Source organism: Streptomyces sp. NPDC001204 (genome assembly GCF_053598035.1).
Genome location: NZ_JBSFJL010000001.1, coordinates 340,025 through 363,196 on the forward strand (window position 1 = coordinate 340,025; position 23,172 = coordinate 363,196).

At 69.9% G+C, this 23,172-nt stretch carries 19 protein-coding genes; 5 read left to right on the forward strand and 14 right to left on the reverse strand.

What is annotated here, in order from left to right:
* Positions 1 to 7 precede the first annotated feature (7 nt).
* The 11 genes from ACWC91_RS01565 to ACWC91_RS01615 form a co-directional block, all read right to left on the reverse strand.
* On the reverse strand, positions 8 to 973 hold the full coding sequence (locus ACWC91_RS01565; RefSeq protein WP_225075422.1) for an ABC transporter permease: 966 nt from the start codon (positions 971 to 973) through the stop codon (positions 8 to 10).
* Entirely contained in the window at positions 966 to 1,889 is a 924-nt protein-coding gene (locus ACWC91_RS01570; RefSeq protein WP_225075421.1) for an ABC transporter permease, read from the reverse strand. The genes ACWC91_RS01565 and ACWC91_RS01570 overlap by 8 nt, the downstream gene beginning before the upstream one ends.
* A 6-nt stretch (positions 1,890 to 1,895) precedes the next feature.
* A complete protein-coding gene (locus ACWC91_RS01575) occupies positions 1,896 to 3,509 on the reverse strand; it encodes a peptide ABC transporter substrate-binding protein (RefSeq protein WP_450643555.1) in 1,614 nt (537 codons plus the stop codon).
* A gap of 153 nt (positions 3,510 to 3,662) precedes the next feature.
* The gene (locus ACWC91_RS01580) at positions 3,663 to 4,253 is read right to left on the reverse strand and encodes a GNAT family N-acetyltransferase (RefSeq protein ID WP_141358733.1); all 591 of its coding nucleotides are present in this window, start codon (positions 4,251 to 4,253) and stop codon (positions 3,663 to 3,665) included.
* Positions 4,254 to 4,331: 78 nt separating this feature from the next.
* Positions 4,332 to 4,787: a VOC family protein gene (locus ACWC91_RS01585; RefSeq protein ID WP_281154976.1), complete on the reverse strand. Its 456-nt coding sequence runs from the start codon at positions 4,785 to 4,787 to the stop codon at positions 4,332 to 4,334.
* Between the two features lie 134 nt (positions 4,788 to 4,921).
* Positions 4,922 to 6,082, reverse strand: coding sequence for an ABC transporter ATP-binding protein (locus ACWC91_RS01590; protein ID WP_225075418.1), 1,161 nt, complete (start codon positions 6,080 to 6,082; stop codon positions 4,922 to 4,924).
* On the reverse strand, positions 6,075 to 7,121 hold the full coding sequence (locus ACWC91_RS01595; RefSeq protein WP_225075417.1) for an ABC transporter ATP-binding protein: 1,047 nt from the start codon (positions 7,119 to 7,121) through the stop codon (positions 6,075 to 6,077). Before ACWC91_RS01595 ends, ACWC91_RS01590 begins: the two co-directional genes overlap by 8 nt.
* 51 nt (positions 7,122 to 7,172) lie before the next feature.
* Positions 7,173 to 8,096 carry an ABC transporter permease gene (locus ACWC91_RS01600; protein WP_225075416.1) on the reverse strand — a complete coding sequence of 308 codons (924 nt, stop codon included), beginning with the start codon at positions 8,094 to 8,096 and terminating at the stop codon, positions 7,173 to 7,175.
* Between the two features lie 33 nt (positions 8,097 to 8,129).
* Positions 8,130 to 9,056, reverse strand: coding sequence for an ABC transporter permease (locus ACWC91_RS01605; RefSeq protein WP_225075415.1), 927 nt, complete (start codon positions 9,054 to 9,056; stop codon positions 8,130 to 8,132).
* Between the two features lie 189 nt (positions 9,057 to 9,245).
* Entirely contained in the window at positions 9,246 to 10,895 is a 1,650-nt protein-coding gene (locus ACWC91_RS01610; protein ID WP_225075414.1) for a peptide ABC transporter substrate-binding protein, read from the reverse strand.
* Between the two features lie 601 nt (positions 10,896 to 11,496).
* Complete coding sequence (locus ACWC91_RS01615) at positions 11,497 to 12,087, reverse strand: hypothetical protein (RefSeq protein ID WP_450643556.1); 591 nt, start codon at positions 12,085 to 12,087, stop codon at positions 11,497 to 11,499.
* Between the two features lie 288 nt (positions 12,088 to 12,375).
* Between ACWC91_RS01615 and typA the strand changes: the two genes are divergently transcribed.
* Positions 12,376 to 14,283 (forward strand): translational GTPase TypA, encoded by a 1,908-nt coding sequence (typA, locus tag ACWC91_RS01620; protein WP_225075412.1) that lies wholly within the window; start codon positions 12,376 to 12,378, stop codon positions 14,281 to 14,283.
* Positions 14,284 to 14,350: 67 nt separating this feature from the next.
* Here typA and ACWC91_RS01625 read toward each other — a convergent pair whose 3' ends face one another.
* Positions 14,351 to 16,585: an ABC transporter family substrate-binding protein gene (locus ACWC91_RS01625; RefSeq protein ID WP_281154996.1), complete on the reverse strand. Its 2,235-nt coding sequence runs from the start codon at positions 16,583 to 16,585 to the stop codon at positions 14,351 to 14,353.
* A gap of 329 nt (positions 16,586 to 16,914) precedes the next feature.
* On the opposite strand from ACWC91_RS01625, the gene ACWC91_RS01630 reads away from it, so the two are divergent.
* From ACWC91_RS01630 to ACWC91_RS01645, 4 genes are all read left to right on the forward strand, one after another.
* Complete coding sequence (locus ACWC91_RS01630; RefSeq protein WP_225075411.1) at positions 16,915 to 17,202, forward strand: hypothetical protein; 288 nt, start codon at positions 16,915 to 16,917, stop codon at positions 17,200 to 17,202.
* Positions 17,203 to 17,283: 81 nt separating this feature from the next.
* Positions 17,284 to 18,120: a hypothetical protein gene (locus tag ACWC91_RS01635; protein WP_225075410.1), complete on the forward strand. Its 837-nt coding sequence runs from the start codon at positions 17,284 to 17,286 to the stop codon at positions 18,118 to 18,120.
* A 25-nt stretch (positions 18,121 to 18,145) separates the two neighbouring features.
* Entirely contained in the window at positions 18,146 to 20,089 is a 1,944-nt protein-coding gene (locus tag ACWC91_RS01640; RefSeq protein ID WP_281154979.1) for a fumarate reductase/succinate dehydrogenase flavoprotein subunit, read from the forward strand.
* Entirely contained in the window at positions 20,086 to 20,856 is a 771-nt protein-coding gene (locus ACWC91_RS01645) for a succinate dehydrogenase/fumarate reductase iron-sulfur subunit (RefSeq protein WP_225075408.1), read from the forward strand. Before ACWC91_RS01640 ends, ACWC91_RS01645 begins: the two co-directional genes overlap by 4 nt.
* Here ACWC91_RS01645 and ACWC91_RS01650 read toward each other — a convergent pair.
* Together ACWC91_RS01650 and ACWC91_RS01655 are read right to left on the reverse strand one after the other, a co-directional pair.
* The gene (locus ACWC91_RS01650) at positions 20,853 to 21,194 is read right to left on the reverse strand and encodes a hypothetical protein (protein ID WP_225075407.1); all 342 of its coding nucleotides are present in this window, start codon (positions 21,192 to 21,194) and stop codon (positions 20,853 to 20,855) included. The two genes, ACWC91_RS01645 and ACWC91_RS01650, sit on opposite strands and share 4 nt — an antisense overlap.
* 19 nt (positions 21,195 to 21,213) lie before the next feature.
* Positions 21,214 to 22,284, reverse strand: a complete 1,071-nt coding sequence (locus ACWC91_RS01655) for a hypothetical protein (RefSeq protein WP_450642249.1) — start codon at positions 22,282 to 22,284, stop codon at positions 21,214 to 21,216.
* Positions 22,285 to 23,172: the final 888 nt, after the last annotated feature.

Sequence of the window (23,172 nt, forward strand, 5' to 3'; positions counted from 1 at the left end):
GGCGCCGTCACCTCAGCTTCGGGTCGAGGGCGTCGCGCACCGCGTCGCCGAGCATGATGAACGCCAGGACCGTGATCGCCAGCGCCCCGGCGGGCCACAGCAGCGCGTGCGGGGCGTTGCGGACGTACGGGGAGGCGGCGGAGATGTCGATGCCCCAGGAGACGCTGGGCGGCTTCAGCCCGACGCCGAGGTAGGACAGGGTGGCCTCCAGCGCGATGTACGTGCCGAGCGCGATGGTGGCGACGACGATCACCGGGGCGACGGCGTTGGGCGCGATGTGCCGCAGCAGGATGCGGGAGCTGGAGGCGCCCAGGGCGCGGGCGGCCTGGACGTAGTCGAGCTGTTTGGCGGTGATGACGGAGCCGCGCGCGATCCGGGCGATCTGCGGCCAGCCGAGCAGCACGATGAACCCGACGACCGGCCAGACGGTGTTGCTCGGCACGACGGACAGCAGGACGAGACCGCCGAGGACGACGGGGATGGCGAAGAAGATGTCGGTGGTCCGGGACAGCACGGCGTCCCCGGCGCCGCCGAAGAATCCGGCGATCCCGCCCAGCACCGAGCCGAAGAGCGCCACCCCGAGCGTGGCGCACACGCCGACCGTGACGGACGCGCGGGTGCCGTAGACGGTGCGCGTGTAGACGTCGCAGCCCTGGCCGTCGAAGCCGAAGGGGTGGCCGGGCGCGGGACCGTCCTGGGCTCTGGCCAGGTCGCAGGTGAGCGGGTTGCCCGAGGCGATCAGGGACGGCCGGATCGCGATGACGACCAGGAAGCAGATCACCAGCGCGGAGAGGATGAAGACGGGGTTGCGGCGCAGGTCGCGCCAGGCGTCGGACCACAGGGACCGGGGCTTGCCCTCCGGCCCGCCCGGCGCCCGCTCCAGCGTCGTCGCCTCGCTCGCCGCGAGGTCCATCGCGCCGCCCATCCCGGTCCCGGCGATGACGCGCTCGGGCTCCTGCGACTGCTCAGGCATAGCGGATCCTCGGGTCGAGTACGGCGTACAGCAGGTCCACGAGCAGGTTGGCGACCAGGAAGACCAGGACGAGGACCGTCACGAAGCCGACGACGGTCTGGGTGTTCTGCCGCAGGATGCCCTGGTAGAGCTGGTAGCCGACGCCGTGGATGTTGAAGATGCGCTCGGTGACGATGGCGCCGCCCATCAGCGCGCCGATGTCGGTGCCGATGAAGGTGACCACGGGGATCAGGGAGTTGCGCAGCAGGTGCCGGACGACGACCCGGCGCCGGGGCAGTCCCTTGGCGACGGCCGTGCGCACATAGTCCGAGCGCCGGTTCTCGGCGATGGAGGTACGGGTCAGCCGGGTCACGTAGGCGAGGGAGACGGAGGCGAGGACCAGGCCGGGCACGATCAGCTCGCCGAAGGCCGCCGCGGGGGACACCGAGGGTCTGATCCAGCCCCACTGGACGCCGAAGAGCAGTTGCAGCAGCAGACCGGTGACGAAGGTGGGGACGGAGATGACGACGAGGGTGAGGACCAGGACCGAGGTGTCCACGGGCCGGCCCCGGCGCAGTCCGGTCAGCACGCCCAGGGTGATGCCGACGACGATCTCGAAGAGGATCGCGACGACGGTCAGCCGGATGGTGACGGGGAACGCCGACGCCATCAGCTGTGTGACGGGCTGTCCGTTGAACGCGGTGCCGAAGTCGCCGGTGAAGACGTTGCCCATGTAGGTCGCGTACTGCTGCCACAGCGGTTTGTCGAGGCCGAACTCCCGTCTGAGCTGGGCGGCCGTCGCGGTGTCGCAAGCGCGCTCGCCGCACAGTCCGGCGATGGGGTCGCCCATCACGTTCACCATCAGGAAGATCAGCAGGGTGGCCCCGAAGAACACCGGGATCATCTGGAGCAGCCGCCTGGCGACATACCGTCCCATGCCGGATCAGCCGACCTTGATCTCGTCGTAGACGGGGACGCTGAACGGGTTGAGCGCCACGTCGTGCAGCCGGTCGGAGTAGCCGGCGCTGCCGTTCTGGTACCACAGCGGGATGGCGGCCATGTTGTCCCGTACGACGCCCTCGGCCTGCTGGAAGAGGCCGATCGCCCGGGGCCTGTCGGTCTCGGCGTTGGCCCGGTCGACGAGGTGGTCGAACTGCTTGTCGGACCACTTGCCGTCGTTGGAGGAGGCGTCCGTGTAGTACAGCGGTTGCAGGAAGTTCTGGATCAGCGGGTAGTCCATCTGCCAGCCGGCCCGGAAGGGTCCGGTCATGCGGTGCCGGCCGATCTGGTTGCGGAAGTCGGCGAAGGTGCCGACCGGGTTGCCGACGCACGCCCTGTCGTTGCCGAGCACGTTGTTGATGGAGTTGCACACGGCGTCCACCCACTGCTTGTGCGAGCCCGTGTCCGCGTTGTACGTGATCCTCACCTGGCCGCCGGGGAGTCCGCCGCCCTCCTGGACCAGCTTCCTGGCCCCGGCGGGGTCGTAGTCGCAGGCACGGCCGCACAGGCCCGGCTTGAAGCCGCCGGCCGTGCCGAGGACCGGTGAGGTCCAGTCGGTGGCCGGGGTGCGGGTGTTCCGGAAGATGGTCTCGGTGATCTGCTTGCGGTTGATGGCCATGGACAGGCCGGTGCGGACCTTGCGCGCCCCGGCGGTGTTCCACTTCGGGTCGTAGAACGGGAAGGCGAGGGTCTGCAGGATGCCGGCCGGGCTGTTGATGTAGCGGCCGGCCAGGTCGGTCCGCACGTTCTTGAGCTGGCCGGCGGGGATGTCGTCGACGAGGTCGAGGTTGCCGGCCAGCACGTCGGTGTACGCGGTGTTGCTGTCGGTGTAGACCACCAGGGTCACGCCGTCGTTCCGGGCCTTGTCCGGACCGGGGTAGCCGTCCCACTTCCTGAGGGTCATCTGCGCGCCCTTGGTGTACGACTCGATGGTGTACGGGCCGTTGCCCACCGGCTTGTCCAGCCAGGCGGCGTGGTGGGTGAAGAAGGCGCGGGGCAGCGGGGCGAAGGCGGCGTATCCGAGGGTGTCGGGGAAGGTGGAGAACTTCTGGTCGAGGGTGACGGTGAAGGTGCGCGGGCCGGTGACCCTCAGCCCGGAGAGGGTGTCGGCGCTCTGCTTTCCACTCCCGGGGTGGACCTTGCCGTAGCCCTCGATGTAGCCGAAGAAGTAGGCGTTCCTCTGGTTGTTCCGCAGGCTCGCGCCGTAGTTCCAGGCGTCGACGAAGGACCTGGCGGTGATTGGTTCACCGTTGCTGAACCGCCGGCCGTTCCTGACGGTGATGGTGAAGTGCCGCGAGTCGGTGGTGTCGATGCGCTCGGCGAGCATGTTCTCGGCCTTGGCGGTCTTCGGGTTGTACCGCTTCAGCCCGCGGAAGATCATGTCGAGCACCTTGCCGCCCTGCACCTCGTTGGTGTTGGACGGTTCCAGCGGGTTCTGCGGGTCGCCCCAGGAGGCGGTCAGCGCCTTGGCGCCGACGCCCGCGCCCCCGCCCCCGCAGGCGGCGAGGACGAGCACGGCCCCCACCGCTCCCGCGGTAGCGCGCGCGACTCCACGCATGGGTGCCTCCTCGGGATGCGGTGACCTGAGACATGTCAGCACATAAGCCGCATATCACGCGGTCGCCGCACCGGGCACTCCCGCCGGACGGGTGGCAGGGCCCGCGGAGGACCCACTACGTCATCGGCCGGGTCTTCGGCGTCCTCGGCTCGCTCAGGCGAAGGCCGGGTACGGGTCCGTCGCCAGTCGCGCGTGGAGGTGGGTGTCGTCGTACGTGCCGGGCGCACCCGAGGCGGGCAGAAAGCCGCGCAGCACGCCCTCGTACACGAAGCCGCAGCGGTCGGCGACCCGGCAGGAGGCCGTGTTGCCGACGGCGTGCCCCAGATCGATGCGGTGCAGGCCGAGCTGTTCGAAGCCCCAGCGGACGCACAGCTCGACGGCCCGGGTCATCGTGCCGCGGCCGCGTGCCTCAGGCAGGAGCCAGTACCCGACCCCGGCGTGGCCCATACGGGGCTCTATCTTGTGGAGTTCCACGCTGCCGAGCACCTCTCCGGTGGCCGCGTCGGTGACGCAGTACGGCGCGAACGTGCCCTGTTCGAGAAGCGCGGCGCGCCTGGCGATGAAGGCCAGCGCTCCGGCCTCGTCCATGGGCATGGGCTGGGCGCCGGACCAGCGCCGCGACTCGGCGTCGTTCAGGCCCTTCAGCAGGGCCGGCACGTCGTCCTCGCGCCAGGCCCGCAGGCGCAGGCCGAAGCCGTCGAGTTCCGTGTACGGCAGGGCGTTCGCCGCCGCGGTCTCCGTCATGGGGTGCTCCTTGGGGACAGTAGGGAACCGGTCCGCCCGGCACGCGGACGTCACCCGGCGCGCGGACGTCGCCCGGCGTCACGGGTGCTCGCCGGGCGGTGCGGGATCCGCTCCGTCCGGCGCGGCGTCGGCGTGCTCCCCGGCCGGCTCGGGGCGGGCCACCAGCTCCACTTCGAAGCCGTCGGCGTTCTCCAGGTAGGCGGCGTAGTGCCGGGGACCGCCGGCGTACGGGTGACGGTCGGCGAACATCAGCGTCCAGCCGTGCCGGGACGCTTCGGTGACCAGGGCGTCGAGCCCGTGCCGGGTGGGCACATGGAACGCCAGGTGGTTGAGGCCGGGGCGGAGCCGGTCGTGCCGGGCCCCGCGGAGGGCCGGGGACCGCTCGATCACGAGGTAGGTGTCACCCGACCGCCAGCTCACCCCCGCCGGCCAGTCCTGGTACGGCGACCAGCCGAGCCGTTCCAGGAGCCAGCCCCAGCAGGCGCGGGCGCGCTCCAGGTCGGCCACCCAGAGCTCGATGTGATGCAGTGTCACCCAGCGGCTCCCCTTCTCCGGCGCTCCGTGACGTTGCCCGCCGCCCAGGAAACGGCCGGCGCATACGGCTGGTTCCCGGCACCGTCCTGCGGTACCGGGAACCAGTCGGGGGTCAGGCTCTGTGCCTCAACGAATCACGCCGCGCCGACGACGTCCTTCTCCTCGGCGAAGTGGCAGGCCGACTCGTGGGCCGCCGGGGAGTCCGAGCCCTTGAAGCGCTCGGGCACGGCGAGCAGCGGGACCTCCTCGGCGCACTTGTCCTGGGCCTTCCAGCAGCGGGTGCGGAAGCGGCAGCCCGAGGGCGGGTTGGCCGGGGACGGCACGTCGCCGGCCAGGATGATCCGCTCCCGGTGCTGGCGGGCCTCGGGGTCCGGCACCGGAACCGCCGACAGCAGCGCCTGGGTGTAGGGGTGCGTCGGGTGGTCGTAGATCTGCTCGTCGGTGCCGATCTCGGCCATCTTGCCGAGGTACATCACGCCCACGCGGTCCGAGATGTGCCGGACGATCGACAGGTCGTGCGCGATGAAGACGTAGGAGAGGTTGAACTCGTCCTGCAGGCGCTCCATCAGGTTGATGACCTGCGCCTGGACGGACACGTCCAGGGCCGAGACCGGCTCGTCGCAGATGATGACCTCGGGGTTGAGCGCGAGGCCGCGGGCGATGCCGATGCGCTGGCGCTGGCCGCCGGAGAACTGGTGCGGATAGCGGTTGATGTACTCCGGGTTGAGGCCGACGACGTCCAGCAGCTCCTGCACCTTGCGGCGCCGGTCGCCCTTGGGGGCCACCTCGGGGTGGATGTCGAAGGGCTCGCCGATGATGTCGCCCACCGTCATACGGGGGTTGAGCGAGGTGTACGGGTCCTGGAACACCATCTGGATGTTGCGGCGCACCGCCTTCAGCGCGCGCCCGGACAGCCGGGTGATGTCCTGGCCCTTGTAGAAGATCTCGCCCGCGGTCGCCTGCTCCAGGTTCATCAGCAGCTTGGCGACGGTGGACTTGCCGCAGCCGGACTCGCCCACGATGCCCAGGGTCTCGCCCTGGTACAGGTCGAAGGAGATGCCGTCGACGGCCTTGACCGCGCCGATCTGCTTCTTGAACAGGATGCCCTGGGTCAGCGGGAAGTGCTTGACCAGGTTGCGGACCTGGAGGATCGGCTCACCGCGCTCGACGGGCGCGTCGATCGCCGCGACCGCCTCCTCCTCGGAGGCCGCGTCGACGGTGTCCACATCGGAGACGTTCGGCGTGGCGTCGTCCTGCGGCTCGTTGTCCTTCGCGAGCTTCGTGGGCTCAGCCATGGATCGTCTCCTTCCAGAAGTGGCATGCGGAGCGGCGGCCGGGCAGCTCCGTGCCGTCGCGCTCGGTCACCGGCACCAGCGGCGGTGCGTCGGTGCGGCAGATGTCCTGGGCCATGCCGCAGCGCGGGTTGAACGCGCAGCCCGGCGGGATCGCCTGCAGGTTGGGGGGCAGACCCTTGATCGCGTACAGCTCATGGCCCTTGTGGTCCAGGCGCGGGATCGAGTCCAGCAGGCCCTTGGTGTACGGGTGCGCGGGGCGCTTGTACAGCTCGTGCACCGGCGCGGTCTCGACGATCCGGCCCGCGTACATCACCGCGATCTTGTCGGCGACGTCCGCGACCACACCCAGGTCGTGGGTGATCAGGATCAGGCCCATGTTGTACTCGCGCTGAAGCTCCGCGAGGAGGTCCATCACCTGGGCCTGGACGGTCACGTCGAGAGCCGTGGTCGGCTCGTCGGCGATGATCAGGTCCGGCTCCAGGGCGAGGGCCATGGCGATCATGATGCGCTGGCGCATACCGCCGGAGAACTGGTGCGGGTAGTCGCCGACGCGCTGGGCGGCGGCCGGGATGCGCACGCGGTCCATCAACTCGATGGCCTTGACCTTGGCGTCCTTCTTGGACATGCCCTGGTGGGCCCGGAACATCTCGCCGAGCTGGTAGCCCACCGACAGCACCGGGTTGAGCGAGGACAGCGCGTCCTGGAAGATCATCGCCATCTTGGCGCCGCGCAGCTTGCGCCGCTCGTTCTCCGGCAGGCGCAGGATGTCCTGGCCCTGGAAGAAGATCTCGCCCTTGGCGATCCGTCCGGGCGGGCTGTCCAGAATGCCCATGATCGCCTGCGCGGTGACGGACTTGCCGGAGCCCGACTCACCGAGCACGGCGAGCGTCTCGCCCGCCCTGACGCTGTAGTTGACGCCGTTGACCGCCTTGGTCACGGTGTCACGGACATTGAACTCCACGTGCAGGTCGCGGACTTCGAGAAGCGGCGCGGTCCCGTCCGCCCCAGTGTTGCCGGGGGCCATCTCCAGGCTGGTCATGCCGTCACCTTCATCGTGCTTGGTCACAGGGGTTCGACTCATGGCGGTGCCTCACCGCAGCTTCGGGTCGAGCGCGTCGCGCAGGCCGTTGCCCAGCAGGATGAAGCCCAGCGCGGTAATGACGATGGCGAGGCTCGGGTACGTCCACATGAAGTCCTTGACGCCCATGAAACCGCGGCCCGCGGAGATCATGTTGCCCCACTCGGCGACCTCGGGGTCGACGCCGACGCCGAGGTACGACAGCGACGCCTCCGCCACGATCGCGATGCCGACGTTGCTGGTGCCGTACACCAGCACCGACGTCAGCGAGTTGGGCAGGATGTGCTTGCGGATGATCCGCCCCTGGCTCGCGCCCAGCGCCTTGGCCGCGTGCACGTAGTCCATCTCGCGCACCGAGAGGATCTGGCTGCGCAGCAGGCGGGCGAAGGTCGCCCAGGTGAAGATGCCGAGCGAGAGCACGACGGGCAGCACGCCGCGGCCCATCACCAGGATGATGACGATGGCGCCGATCAGCAGCGGGAAGGCGAAGAAGATGTCGGCGATGCGCATGATCACCGTGTCGACCCAGCGGCCGTAGTAACCGGCCAGGGAGCCCAGCAGGATGCCGATGGTGAGGGCCACGAGGATCGAGGCCAGACCCACGACGATGGCGATGCGGCTGCCGTAGATGAGCCGCGAGAGCTGGTCGCGCCCGAGGGCGTCGGTGCCCAGCAGGTGATCGCCGCCCGGGGCCTGCAGCGTGTTCATCAGGTTCTGCTTGAGCGGGTCGTACGGCGCGAGCAGCGGCGCGAAGATCGCGACGAGGATGAGGATGACGATGATCGCCAGGCCCACCACGGCCAGCTTGTTGGCGAAGAAGCGGTGCCGGATGTCGGACCACTGACTGACCCTGGCGACGCTGGGTTCGGCGTCCGGGCGCGCAGGGGCGGGGCCGGCCGCCGTCGGCTCTCCCGTGCCCGAGACGAGTTCGGTCATTGTGTGACTCCTAGAGGAAAACGACCCTGCGGGTCAGGCAAGGCGGATGCGCGGGTCGAGAGCGGCGTAGAGCAGGTCGACGATCAGGTTCAGCACGACGAAGACCGCCACACCGATCGTCACGACCCCCACGATGATGGGGTTGTTGTTCTGCCCGATCGCCTGGATCAGCGCGAGGCCGATGCCGTTCCAGTTGAAGATCGTCTCCGTGATGATGGCGCCGCCGAGCAGCGAGCCGAAGGAGATGCCCAGGTAGGTGATCACCGGGATGACCGAGTTGCGCATGATGTGCCGGGCGAGCACCGTCCGGCGGGGCAGGCCCTTGGCGATGGCCGTCTTGACGTAGTCGGCGCGCAGCACCTCCAGCATCGTGCTGCGCGCGAGCTGGGCCACGAGGGCCGCGTCGATGATGGCGAGGGTGATGGCGGGAAGCACGATGCCCTCGAAGCTGTCGCCGGCGATCAGCGGGAACCAGCCCAGCTTGATGACGAAGATGCTCTGCATGATCATGCCGAGCACGATGGAGGGCACGCCGATGGCCAGAGTCGTGAGGAAGGTCGCCGACACGTCCCAGATGGAGTATCTGCGCATGGCGGCGAGCACGCCGACCGAGATGCCGATGACGACGTCGATGATGATGGCCGCGACGGCCAGCTTCGCCGTGTTCCCGAGCTTGGGGGCCAGGATCTCGGTGACCGGCCGGCTCTGCGTGTAGTCCGTGCCGAGGTCGCCGGTGACGAGCTTGCCGACGTAGGTGCCGTACTGGACGACCAGCGGCTTGTCGAGCCCGTACTGCTTGTGCATCTCGGCGATGACGGCCGGGTCCCGCGCCTTGTCGCTGCCGGCGATCTGACCCACCGGGTCACCGGGGATCACGAACAGGCAGGCGAACAGAATCATCGTCGCGCCGAGCACGACCACGACGAGCTGGCCCAGCCTGCGGACCACGTACCTTCCCATAACTGCCTCTCTACCTCGCTGCCACTTCCTCAGCAGCTCCCTCGCGCCCCGGACTGTGGGGGGGTGGGGTGGGGGCGGGAGAGGTGGATCACACCTCTCCCGACGGTCGGCGGGGGTCGTGGTGTCCGAGCCCCAGCTCGAACCCCACGACCCCCGGTTTCCGGATTCCGCGCCGTGCGCGGCGACCCGTTACTTCAGCTTGATCTCAGCGAGGTTCGGGTCCTCGTGGAAGTCCATCGACATGTTGTCGAACTTCTTCGTGTTGGCGAGACGCAGCTGGTGACGGTTCCACAGCGGGATCAGGGCCATGTCGTCCATGGCGACCTTCTCCGCCTCCTTGTAGATCTCGTTGCGGCCGGCCTGGTCCTCGGTGGCGCGGGCCTTGGCGAGCAGGTCGTCGAACTTCTTGTTGCTGTAGCGGCCGCGGTTGTCACCGGTGACCTTGCCGGAGGAGTCCTTGTTGATGGACGCGGTGTCCAGCAGCGGGTACAGGAAGTTGTCCGGCGTCGGGTAGTCCGCGCCCCAGGCGAAGCGGTACAGACCGGTCGCGTTCGGCTTCTGCTGGTCGGCGAGGAGCTCGGCGAACGGCTTGCCGGTCGCCTTCACCTTGACGCCGAGGACGTCCTCGAGCTGCTGCTTGACGGCCTGGATCCACTCCTCGTGGCCCGCACCGGTGTTGTAGCCGAGCTCGATGGTGGTGCCCGGCTTCAGGCCGCCTTCCTTGGCGAGCTGCTTGGCCTTGGCCTTGTCCTGCGCGACGCAGGAGGTGCACAGGTCCTTCTGGTACACGTCCTTGAACGCCGGCGGCAGGATCGTCGTCGACTTGCTCTGCATGTTCTGGAAGACGCCCTTGATGATGGCGTCCCGGTCGATCGCGTAGGAGACGGCCTCGCGCGCCTTCGGGTTCTTCAGCGGACCGTTGTCCGTGATCGGCAGGAGGTAGTTCATGCCATTGGTGTCCTCCTCCAGCCACTCACCCTGCGGGTCGTACTTGGCCTTGGCGGCCGGCAGCTGCGGGGTGGGCATACGGGCCCAGTCGTACTGACCCGACTCGAAGCCCTGGTACTCCAGCGTCACGCCGTTGTTGGAGTTGAGGATGTCGATCTGCACCTTGTCCAGGTGCGCCTTCGTCAGGCCGTAGTCGTCGTTGCGGACGAGCGTGATCGACTTGTTGTGCTCCCACTTGCCCGACATCTTGAAGGGGCCGTTGCCGATGGGGGCGTCGTTGTACGCCTTGTTCTTGGCGTCGCCCGCGACCTTCGGGACAGGGCTGAAGACCGTGTGCGTGAGCTTGATGTAGAACTCGAAGTCCGGCGCGGACAGCTTCACCTGGAGGGTGTACGGGTCCGGGGCGCTCAGACCGGACAGGGTCTTGGCCTTGCCGGACTGCACGTCGTCGAAGCCCTCGACGCCGGCCATGTGGTAGGCCACGTCGGAGGCGGCCGACTTCTGGGCCACGCGGTTCCAGCCGCGGATGAACGACTCGGCGTCCACCGCCTCACCGTTGGTGAACTTGGTGTCCTTCTTGATGCCGAAGGTCCAGGTCTTGCCGTCCTTGCTGACCTTCTTCGAGGTGGCCAGCGCCGGAACGACCTGACCGTCGGCGGTCGGCAGGTACAGACCGGTGAACAGGTTGGTCGTGACGAGGATGCCCTCGGACTCCTGCGCGTTGTAGGGGTCAATGGCCACCGGCTCGGTGATACCCATCCGGAAGGAGCCACCGTCCTTGCCGGAGCCCTTGCTGCCGCTGCTGCTGTCGTCGCCGCCTCCGCAGGCGGTCGCAGCCAGGGCTATGACGATTGCACCAGCGACCCACTTGGCGCTCCTGGCACCACGCATGGGTTCCTCCTCTGAGTCCTGTGTTCACCGCAAGGCGGAGCACACGACATCCCACGGTCATGAAGAACGGGGAAGGTCTAGTGCACCCGCAACGCTCGTGAGTCGGCGCCTCCTGCAGCGCATGACCCGCTCGACCCGAGCTCTACGCGCCTAACTATCTGCCATCGCTCACCGGTGGGACCACTGCCATTCGGTCTCGGTTCGATCACACCTGATGTCTACATCTTCCAAAATCCGGACAAACCGTTTGGCGAAAGATCCCTGCGAAACGGACTTGTTACACAACTATCGGGATCGAGTGTCCGGATAGCGGACGACCTGACGGCAAATCAGTTGCGTCCGTCGGCAAATTCGTGCTCGCGGCATCGCGAGCGGGATGAACCGGGACACACCCACCGAAGGGCAGGCACATTTGCGCCACCCTAGTGCCGTGGAGTCGTTGATGCGATCCCTGAGCGGCCCCCCCGGCCGCTCCCTAGGGAAAACCCTCTATCCGCTGGTCCCGCCCGCGAACGCACCGCGGCCGGGGCTCCTTGCGGAACCCCGGCCGCGGCCGGGCGCGCGGTGCGCGCCGATCAGCGGGCCCGGCGGGGCCCAGGGGTCAGCAGTACCCCTTCTTCGCCGCGAGCTTCACGGTCCCGCTCTTCGGCTTCTCGCTGCACTTGACGGCGCCCTCAGCCTGGACGTTCCAGCTGCGCGCCTTGCCGTAGCCGACCTTGGTCCAGTCCGTGCCGTTGCTGTTGCAGGTCTTGGCCTGGTAGTAGCCGGAGGCCTTCTTGACACCGCTGAAGACCACGTAGGTCCCCGGCTTGTTGAAGTTGAAGGTGACCGACTCGCTGGTCTCCTTCGTCTTCTCCCCCGCCTTGGTCAGGGTCCCGGAGACATGGGCGTCCATGCTGGAGATGACCCAGCTGGCCGAGTAGCTGGCCCCGCCGGTGATCTCCCGGCCGGAGCTGACGGTCTTGCGGTAGGTCGCGGACTTGGTGTAGGTGCCGGTGCCTCCGCTGGGGATGTTGATCTGCTTGGCGTGGGTGATCACCCAGGCGTTGCTCAGGCTGGACCAGGTCGCGGACTTGTGGCCCGGCTCACACACCAGGGGCCTGGCGCTGGCCGAGCTCACCGGACCGAGCACCACGATCGACGCCGCGGCCAGACCCGTGGCCGCCACCGCCGACATGAACCTCTTGGTCACTGTCTTCTCCCCGTTTCAACTGTCCCGGCCGGCTGGTCCCGGCCGGGCGGCCACCTCGCCGAATGACGAGGCCGGGTCAAAGTAGACAGTCGTGATCCAAGGGGCACCAGCGACTTGAGGGAAACCTGAGCTTGCGGCCGGTTGCGGCCTTCGCGCCGGTCTGGGACGACGTCGGGGTCACGGCACCCCGTACCATGGGGTGAGGCCGTGGCGTGTCCCGCCCGGCAGGGCCCGCGTAACACCGACGTACGCGCAGGTCGTCCGCACACTTCGGGAGTACGCCTCACTATGGCCACGCGCCACGACATCCGCAACGTCGCCATCGTCGCCCACGTCGACCACGGCAAGACCACCATCGTCGACGCCATGCTGAAGCAGGCCGGCGCCTTCGCCGCGCACCAGCTCGACCAGGTCGACGACCGCATGATGGACTCGAACGACCTGGAGCGTGAGAAGGGCATCACGATCCTCGCCAAGAACACGGCGGTGAAGTACCACCCCAAGGACGGCGGGGAGCCCATCACGATCAACATCATCGACACCCCCGGCCACGCCGACTTCGGCGGCGAGGTCGAGCGCGGCCTGTCGATGGTCGACGGCGTCGTCCTGCTCGTCGACGCCTCCGAGGGCCCGCTGCCGCAGACCCGCTTCGTGCTGCGCAAGGCCCTCCAGGCCCGGCTGCCCGTGATCCTCTGCATCAACAAGACGGACCGGCCCGACGCCCGCATCGACGAGGTCGTCAACGAGGCCTACGACCTGTTCCTGGACCTGGACGCCGACGAGGACCAGATCGAGTTCCCGATCGTCTACGCGTGCGGCCGGGACGGCATCGCCTCGCTGACCAAGCCGGAGGACGGCACGGTCCCCTCCGACTCCAGCAACCTGGAGCCGTTCTTCTCCACGATCCTCCAGCACATCCCGGCCCCCGTCTACGACGAGGCCGCCCCCCTCCAGGCGCACGTCACCAACCTCGACGCCGACAACTTCCTCGGCCGTATCGCGCTGCTGCGCGTGGAGCAGGGCGAGCTGCGCAAGGGCCAGACGGTCGCGTGGATCAAGCGCGACGGCTCCGTGCAGAACGTGCGGATCTCCGAGCTGATGATGACCGAGGCGCTCACCCGCAAGCCCGCCGAGAAGGCCGGCCCCGGTGACATCTGCGCCGTCGCGGGCATCCCGGACATCATGATCGGCGAGACCCTGGCGGACACCGAGAACCCGGTCGCGCTGCCGCTGATCACGGTCGACGAGCCGGCGATCTCCATGACCATCGGCACCAACACCTCCCCGCTGGTCGGCCGCGGCGGCACCGGCAAGGGCGCCGACGCGAAGGCGGCCGTCAAGGACCGCAAGGTGACCGCCCGCCAGGTCAAGGACCGCCTGGACCGCGAGCTGATCGGCAACGTGTCGCTGCGCGTACTGGAAACCGACCGCCCCGACGCCTGGGAGGTCCAGGGCCGCGGCGAGCTGGCGCTGGCCATCCTGGTCGAGCAGATGCGCCGCGAGGGCTTCGAGCTGACCATCGGCAAGCCGCAGGTGGTCACCAAGGAGGTCGACGGCAAGGTCCACGAGCCGGTCGAGCGGATGACGGTCGACGTGCCCGAGGAGCACATGGGCGCCGTCACGCAGCTCATGGGCGTGCGCAAGGGCCGGATGGACAACATGTCCAACCACGGCTCCGGCTGGGTCCGCATGGAGTTCGTCGTCCCCTCCCGGGGTCTGATCGGCTTCCGCACCGAGTTCCTGACCCAGACCCGCGGCACGGGCATCGGCCACTCCATCCACGAGGGCTTCGAGCCCTGGTTCGGCACGCTGCAGACCCGCAACAACGGCTCGCTGGTCGCCGACCGCTCCGGCGCCGTCACCGCCTTCGCGATGACCAACCTCCAGGAGCGCGGCGTGCTCTTCGTGGATCCGGGCACCGAGGTGTACGAGGGCATGATCGTCGGTGAGAACTCCCGCTCCGACGACATGGACGTCAACATCACCAAGGAGAAGAAGCTCACGAACATGCGGTCGTCGTCGGCCGACTCGTTCGAGGCGATCGTCCCGCCGCGCAAGCTCTCCCTGGAGCAGTCGCTGGAGTTCTGCCGCGACGACGAGTGCGTCGAGGTGACCCCGGAGGCGGTCCGCATCCGCAAGGTCGTGCTCGACCAGCGCGACCGCGCCCGCGCCGCCAGCCGCGCCAAGCACTCCTGACCCTCGGGCACAACGTCACCGGCAGGCGCCGCTCTCCGGAGCGGCGCCTGCCGGCGTGTTTGCGGCGTCAGCCCTTCGGCGACCCGCCGCCCGAAGGCTGTGCCCCCTTCTTCAGGAAGCCCATGTCCTCGTAGACGGGGGTCTGGAAGCCGAAGGCCCCGACGTTCGCGAGGTTCTTGCGGACGGCCGTCAGCTGGGGGCGCTGGTAGAGGGGGATCGAACCGGCCGCCGCCCAGATGCGGGCGTCGGCCTTGCGCAGCAGGCCGGCCTGCTCGCCCTCGTCCAGTGTGGTGATGGCCTGGTCGAAGAGCTGGTCGACCTGGTCGGTGCCGACGCGGGTGTAGTTCTGCTGGACGTTCAGGGAGCCGTCGGCGGCCGGTACGGGCTTGGCGTAGATGGGGCGGGCGTCGGTGGCCGGCCAGGCGGAGGCCGGCCAGGAGTACAGCGCGAGGTCGAACTGCCCGGAGGCGATGTGGTCCCGGAAGTAGCTCTCGTCGGGGACCCTGGTGATCGCCGTGCCGACGCCGACCTTCTTGAGCATGGCGGTCACCCGGTCGGCCACCTTGCGCAGCGTGTCCGAGCCGGGGCCGGAGGGAACCACGAAGCGCAGCGTGAGCGGCTTGCCGTCCTTGGCCAGCGGCCCGGCGGCGGCGCCGGGCCGCGGCGCGGCGGTGCCCTTGGGGGCGTAGGCGCCGGGCGCGCTGCCCTGCTTGACGTGGTCGCTCGTGTACTGCCTGCCGTCCTGGGCGAGTTGCGTGGCGCCCTCGTCGCCCGGCCCGCGCTGCTCCCGCTGGTCGTCCTTGCGGTCCCGTTCCTGCTCGCTCGGGCCGGGTGCCTTGCCGTCCTCCACGTGGTCGTTCCGGCCGACGATGTTCGTCCCGTCGCCGTCCCCGGCGGAGTTCTGTGAGCCGTGGCCCTCGCCGCCGGCCGCCTTGTCCCCCTTCTTCTGCTCCTTGACCGGCCCGGGCACCCAGCCGGCGTCCGCGAGCAGGTCCCGCGCCTGGGCGGTGTCCTGGCCGCCGAGGGCGTCGCTGCTGTCGGCATAGGCGCTCTGGCCGGACACGGCGAGGTGGCTGCCGGCCGGGACCGCGGGCAGGCCGAGCGGCTTCAGGACGATCTCGGCGAGTTCCTTGCGGTCCAGCGCGTGCGCCACCGCGTGGCGGACGCGCTCGTCGGCCAGGGGGCCCTCGGAGCCGTTGAGGGCGAGCTGGGTGTACGCGGGCTCCAGCGACTTGCGCACCTGGAAGTCGCGCAGCGCCTGCTGCTGCCGCGGGTACGTGGTGAGCGACGTGCGCTCCGCCGCCAGGGCGCGGCGCTCGCGGTCGGCGGCCTGCGCGTCGGATCCGTGCAGCACCGCCCAGGAGAGCAGCGCCCTCGCGGCGGTGCGGCCGCCTGCCGGGCCCTGGAGGGGGCTGCCGCCCCGGGCGCCGGCGGACGTGATCCGCGGGACGTCGGCGGGGTCGATGTCCGCCACGTCCACGGAACCCTCGGCGAGGGCGGCAGCCCGCTTGTCGCGCGGCACCTCGTGCAGCACGATCTCGGACAGCTTGACCGAGTGGCCCCACCAGCGCGGGTTGCGGCCGAGGACGATGTCCTTGGCCTTGGTGTCGATCTTCTGCACGGCGAACGGACCGGCGCTGACCGCCAGCTTCCTGCGGGCGCCGTCGTTGAAGGCGTTCGCGGTGCCCATGACGTCCTTCGGGTACAGCGGCGAGAACAGCGACCGCCAGTCGGCGTAGGGGCGGGCGAAGGTGACCCGGACCTCCAGGTCGTTGGCGCCGCGCTCGACCTTCTCGATGCGGTCGTATCCGGCGTTGCGGGCGGTCCAGTACGCCGAGTTCTTGCCGGACAGGGCGCGCCACTGGGCGGCGAAGTCCGCGGCGCCGATCTCGCGGCCGTCGCTCCAGACGGCCTGCTGGTTGAGCCGGTAGACGACGACCTGCTTGGGCTCGGTCTCGACCACCCGGGCGGACTCCAGGTAGTCGGCGTCGGGCTGCGGGTGGCCGTTCGCGTCGAGCCGGAACATGGTGGGCAGCACGGCCTGGGCGATGCGGGTGGTGCCGGCGTCGGCGTCCGCCTGGAAGGCGTTCAGCGTCTGCGGCATCGTGTCGACCGCCCAGCGCAGCCTGCCTCCGTCGGCGATCTGCTTGCGGGCTGCGGGCGCGATGTCCTGGGCGGCCAGCGGCTTGTTGCCCTCGTCGTCCGAGCCGCAGCCGGCGAGGAGTGGCACCGCGAGGGCGCCTGCGGTCAGGAAGGCGACCGAGCGCATGACCGCGCGCGGACCGACACCGTCGTAGGACATCTGCGCTACCTCCGTGGAGCCGCTCCCGCCGGTGGCACGGGTGGGGTTTGATCGCATTTGGCGGTATTTTGGTGCTCATCAGATCTACGGCCCACTGAAGAGGAAAGGGTTCGTCAGCCGGAGGCGACACGGCGGAGCGGGTCCGGAAGGTCACTCGTTCGGCGCAGGTCGTCCCCGGCGCACACAGAGCGCGTGCGGGCGTGCGTGTGGGATGTGCAATCCGCCAATCGCGGCACATCCCTTCCCACCGACAGGTGTGACGCGCAACACTCGCAGGCGCATGAACGTTGCCGCCTAGGGCTGTACGCCCATGGAAGCGAGGTCACGTCATGTCCGTGCACGACGACCTGACGTCGGTCCAGCGAGCCCTCGACGATCTGCTGCGGTCGGTGGGCCGACTGGAGCAGCAACTCGGTGGCGGGCTGGAGATACGCCGCGTGCGTACCGACGCCGACCACCTGCGGGAGAGTGTGGCCCTGCTGCGCGAGGCCACCCAGAGCCAGGCCGCCCCCCAGCGGCCCTCGCTCGTCACCATCTCCGACGCTCCCTACGACATCTCCCTGTGGACGGACTCGGACGACGAGGGACTCGGCGCCCGAGACCGCCACGCCCCCTGAACCGACCGCGCATGACCCGAAGGGGCTCGGCACCGGCTCCAGTGCCCCGGAGGCGAGCCCGACAGGAAGGTGCGTCCCGCATTGGCCACAGGTACGGAACCTCCCGGCACACAACCCCATCCGCTCGGCGGCGGGGTCCGCTCCCCCGGGCGGGCCGCGATCGCCGCCCGGCATCTGCGGACCGACCGCTGGTGGCTGGCGCCCGCCGCCACCGCGGCCGGACTGCTCGCGTTCGTCGTGTACTCGACCTGGCGGGCTTTCGCGAACACGCACTACTACGCGGCGCCGTACGTCTCGCCGTTCTACTCGCCGTGTCTGGCGCAGAACTGCCGGACCATGCACGCGGGACCCAACGCCGACCTGTTCGGCAGCTGGTGGGCGATCTCCCCGGCGATCATCATCCTGATCTTCCCGCTGGGCTTCCGGCTGACCTGCTACTACTACCGCAAGGCCTACTACCGGGGCTTCTGGGCGTCCCCGCCGGCCTGCGCGGTCGCCGAGCCGCACCGCAAGTACACCGGTGAGACCCGCTTCCCGCTGATCCTGCAGAACGTCCACCGGTACTTCTTCTACGCGGCGATCCTGGTCGCCGGCGTGCTGACCTACGACACCGTGCTGGCCTTCCGCGACCAGCACTACCGCTGGGGCCACATGGGCCTCGGCACCCTCGTCTTCCTGGTCAACATCCTGCTGATCTGGGCGTACACGGTCTCCTGCCACTCCTGCCGGCACATCGTGGGCGGCAAGCTCAAGCACTTCTCGAAGCATCCGGTGCGCTACCGGCTCTGGCAGTTCGTGAGCCGGCTGAACGCCCGCCACATGCAGCTCGCCTGGGCCTCGCTGTTCAGCGTGGCGCTCGCCGACTTCTACGTGTTCCTGGTCGCCTCCGGCGCCTTCGACGATCCGCGGTTCTTCTGATGAGTACGACGACTGGGGCCTTGTGATGTCCGTGGTGGACCGGCAGGAGTGGGACGTCGTCGTGGTGGGCGCGGGCGGCGCCGGGCTGCGGGCCGCGATCGAGGCGCGCGAGCGCGGGGCGCGTACCGCGGTGATCTGCAAGTCGCTGTTCGGCAAGGCGCACACGGTGATGGCCGAGGGCGGCATCGCGGCGGCCATGGCCAACGCCAACGAGCACGACAACTGGCAGGTCCACTTCCGCGACACCATGCGCGGCGGCAAGTTCCTCAACCAGTGGCGGATGGCCGAGCTGCACGCGCAGGAGGCGCCGCAGCGGGTGTGGGAGCTGGAGACCTGGGGCGCGCTGTTCGACCGTACGAAGGACGGCCGGATCTCGCAGCGCAACTTCGGCGGCCACGAGTACCCGCGCCTGGCGCACGTCGGCGACCGTACGGGCCTGGAGCTGATCCGCACGCTCCAGCAGAAGATCGTCTCGCTGCAGCAGGAGGACAAGAGGGAGACCGGGGACTACGAGTCCCGTCTGAAGGTCTTCCAGGAGTGCACGGTGACGAGGGTCCTCAAAGACGGCGACCGTGTCTGCGGGGTCTTCGCCTACGAGCGCGAGTCCGGCCGCTTCTTCGTGCTGGAGGCGCCCTCGGTCGTCATCGCGACCGGCGGCATCGGCAAGTCGTTCAAGGTGACGTCCAACTCGTGGGAGTACACCGGCGACGGGCACGCGCTCGCGCTGCTCGCCGGGGCGCCGCTGCTGAACATGGAGTTCGTGCAGTTCCATCCGACGGGCATGGTCTGGCCGCCGTCGGTGAAGGGCATCCTCGTCACCGAGTCGGTCCGCGGCGACGGCGGGGTGCTGCGCAACTCCGAGGACAAGCGGTTCATGTTCGACTACATCCCCGACGTCTTCAAGGAGAAGTACGCCGAGTCGGAGGAGGAGGCGGACCGCTGGTACGAGGACCCGGACCACAACCGGCGCCCGCCGGAGCTGCTGCCCCGTGACGAGGTCGCCCGCGCCATCAACTCCGAGGTCAAGGCGGGCCGTGGTTCGCCGCACGGCGGGGTGTTCCTGGATGTGTCGACGCGGATGCCGGCCGAGGTCGTGCGGCGCCGGCTGCCCTCGATGTACCACCAGTTCAAGGAGCTGGCCGACGTCGACATCACGGCGGAGCCGATGGAGGTCGGGCCGACCTGCCACTACGTCATGGGCGGCATCGCGGTCGACTCCGACACGGCGGCCGCCCGCGGGGTGCCGGGGCTGTTCGCGGCCGGGGAGGTCGCGGGCGGCATGCACGGCTCCAACCGGCTCGGCGGCAACTCGCTCTCCGACCTGCTGGTGTTCGGGCGCCGGGCCGGGTGGCACGCGGCCGAGTACGCGCGAGGGGCGGCGCGCGAACGCCCGGCCGTGGACGGCGCCCAGGTGGACGCGGCGGCCGCGGAGGCGCTGCGGCCGTTCTCGGCGGAGGGCGGTCAGGACGGGGAACCGGCGGGCGGCCCGCCGGAGAACCCGTACACCCTGCACCAGGAACTCCAGCAGACCATGAACGACCTGGTCGGCATCATCCGCCGCGAGGGCGAGATGGAGCAGGCGCTGAAGAAACTCGCCGAACTGCGGGTACGGGCGCGGCGCGCCGGGGTCGAGGGGCACCGGCAGTTCAACCCCGGCTGGCATCTCGCACTCGACCTGCGGAACATGCTGCTGGTCAGCGAGTGCGTGGCGCGCGCCGCGCTGGAGCGCACGGAGTCGCGCGGCGGGCACACCCGGGAGGACTGCCCGTCGATGGAGCGCGCCTGGCGCCGGATCAACCTGCTGTGCCGGCTGACCGACCCGACGGGCGGGCTGGCGGCGACGGACCCCGTACGCGGCCAGATCACCCTCTCCCGGGAGACCACCGAACCCATCCGCCCCGACCTGCTCGCCCTCTTCGAGAAGGAGGAGCTGGTCAAGTACCTCGCCGAAGAGGAGCTGTACGAGTGAGCAGCTATGAGGCCCGCTTCAAGGTGTGGCGGGGTGACGCTCGGGGCGGGGGCCTGGAGGACTTCGCGGTCGAGGTCAACGAAGGCGAGGTGGTCCTCGACATCGTCCACCGGATCCAGGCCACCCAGGCGCCGGATCTCGCCGTGCGCTGGAACTGCAAGGCGGGCAAGTGCGGTTCGTGCTCCGCGGAGATCAACGGGCGGCCGCGGCTGATGTGCATGACCCGTATGTCGGTCTTCGAGCCCGAGGAGACGATCACCGTCTCCCCGCTGCGGACCTTCCCGGTCGTGCGTGACCTGGTGACGGACGTCGGCTACAACTACGCCAAGGCGCGCGAGGTCCCGGCGTTCGTCCCGCCGGACGGTCTCGGTCCCGGCGAGTACCGCATGTTCCAGGAGGACGTGGACCGGCCGCAGGAGTTCCGCAAGTGCATCGAGTGCTTCCTGTGCCAGGACGTGTGCCATGTCGTGCGCGACCACGAGGACAACAAGCGGGCGTACGCGGGCCCGCGATTCCTGATGCGTATCGCCGAACTCGACATGCACCCGCTGGACGCCGCCGCGGACACCGGCCTGGACCGCAAGCGGGCGGCCCAGGACGACCACGGGCTGGGCTACTGCAACATCACCAAGTGCTGCACGGAGGTCTGCCCCGAGGGCATCAGGATCACCGACAACGCGCTGATCCCCCTGAAGGAACGGGCGGTGGACCGCAAGTACGACCCGTTGGTGTGGCTGGGGTCGAAGATCGGGCGTCGGTCGTCCTAGGCCCCGCCCTGGGGGCGGTTCAGGGAGTCGGTGCCGGCGGGGCGCTGGGACAGGTACTGGAGGAACGTGCCCAGGAAGAACACGGCCATGCCGACGAGCGCGAGGTCGAAGTGGGCGGCCGGCCTGCTGCTGAGCGGGCCGAGGCTCAGGAACGCGCCCATGCCGACGGCACCGATCAATGAGCCGTACCCCCACAGCTTGGGCCGCAGGACCTTTTTCCAGCCGACCGGCGGCACCCAACCGGTCGTGATCGCCGCGATTCCGATCACGGCCACCCCCGTCACGGCCACGACGGCCAGCACGGTCGTCCCCATCGCCATCCACTCCACACCGGTCATCCTCCCATCAGCGTCGTGATCATGACCGTCGCACCCAGCCGTCCCTGTACGCGGTCCAGTCGTCCTCCGTGGCGGCGAAGTCCACGTACAGCGCGACGCCGAAGCGCTCGCGACCGGCGTCCGTGCGGGAGAGGCCGAGGCGGACGCCGCGGACGGCCGCGGGGACCGTTTCGGCGGAGGCGCGGTGGCCGAAGCGGTTGTCGTGGAAGAACGGCAGGCCCATCAGCAGGTCGGTCGTGGGCGGGGTGACCTCCAGGGCGAGGGAGGTCTGCTGGGCGACGTAGCCGCCGTACAGGCTGGGCAGCGGCTGCATGGTGTCGTACGACATCAGGGCGATCTGGTCGACGCGGCGGGCGACCTGGGCGAAGTACGCCTGCGACCACCACTTGGGGTGGTTGGTGAGCGTGCCCCACACGGAGTGGAAGGCGGGCAGCGGATCGATCTGGTGGGCGGCGACGGACAGGGGGACGCCGTGGGCGCGGGTGACGGCGCGCAGGTCGTCGAGGAGGTCGAGGTAGTCGCGGTCGCCGGAGTGCAGCGGCTCCAGGTCGAAGTGGGCGCCGTCGAAACCGGCCGCCAGGATCTCGCGGGTGGAGGTGACGACGGCCGCGCGCGTCGCGGCCCGCTCCAGCCGCATCCCGTCCGGGCTCTCGGTGGCCAGCTCGTCGCCGAGCCAGGCCTGCACGCGGATGCCGGGCAGCGCGCGGTGCACGGTGGGTATCAGCCAACCCGCTCTGGGATAGGACGATTTGGGGAGCGTGCCGTCGTGTTCGAGCGGGCCCGCGTGCACGTAGAGGTCGCGGATGCCGGTGCCGCGCAGGCGCCGGGCAAGAGCCGCGACATCGGCGTCCGTCTTCCTGCCGTCCACCCAGGCGTGGCCCAGCCAGATCGCATCCTGGCCCCTGGTGTACGTCCCGTCGGCGGGGTCGCCCGTGTAGTTCACCCGCAGGGCGGTCTCGGCGGCGAGCAGCGGCAACACCAACAGCAGGACGACACCGAGGGCGACACGACGAACCCAGCGCAGCCCACGGCGCCGCCGGGATGGCGGACCCGCGCGCCCCGGATCGGGGTCGGTGCGCGCCGTGTTCACGGCGCCTGGCGCGTCGGCGGCTTCTCGCCCGGCAACGGTGCCACCCGTACCGGACGCGCTCGCCGCACGTGCGCTGCCGTCCTTGCCGGTCTCGCTCCCCGCGCGGGTGCTGTCGTCCCCGCCGGTCGCGCTCTCCGCGCCGGTGGCCTCTCGCTCACCGGCGGGGTCGTCCGTACCGGACGCGTCCTCCTCGCCGGTGATACCGACCCTGCCGGTCGCGGGCTCCGCGCCGGGTGTGTCGTGCGTGCCGCCGGTGTCGCCCGTACCGGTCGCGCTCCCCGCGTCGGACGTGTGCTCCGCGCCAGCGGCCTCTCGCCCGCCGGTGATGTCGCCCGTGCCGGACGCGTCCTCCCCGCCGGTGATACCGATCCTGCCGCTCGCGGGGTCCGCGCCGGCGATCTCCCGCCCGCCCGTGAAGTCGTCGGTACCGGACACGTCCTCCCCGCCGGTGATACCGGCTCCGCCGCTCGCGCTCCCCGCGCCGGGGGTGTCGTGCGTACCGCCGATGCCCCCAGTACCGGTCGCGCTCCCCGTGCCGGACGCCGGCTCCGCGCCGGCGGTCTCCCGCCCGCCGGTGACGTCATCCATACCGGAGGCACTCTCCGCACCGGTGGTACCGGCCCTGCCGGTCCCGCTCCCCCCTCCGGCAGCGTCGTGCCTGCCACTGCCGCCACCCGTACCGCTCGCACTCCCCGCGCCGGACGCCGGCTCCGCGCCGGCGGTCTCCCGCCCGCCGGTGACGTCATCCATACCGGAGGCACTCCCCGCACCGGTGGTACCGGCCCTGCCGGTCCCGCTCCCCCCTCCGGCAGCGTCGTGCCTGCCACTGCCGCCACCCGTACCGCTCGCACTCCCCGCATCGGACGCCGGCTCCGCGCCGGCGGTATC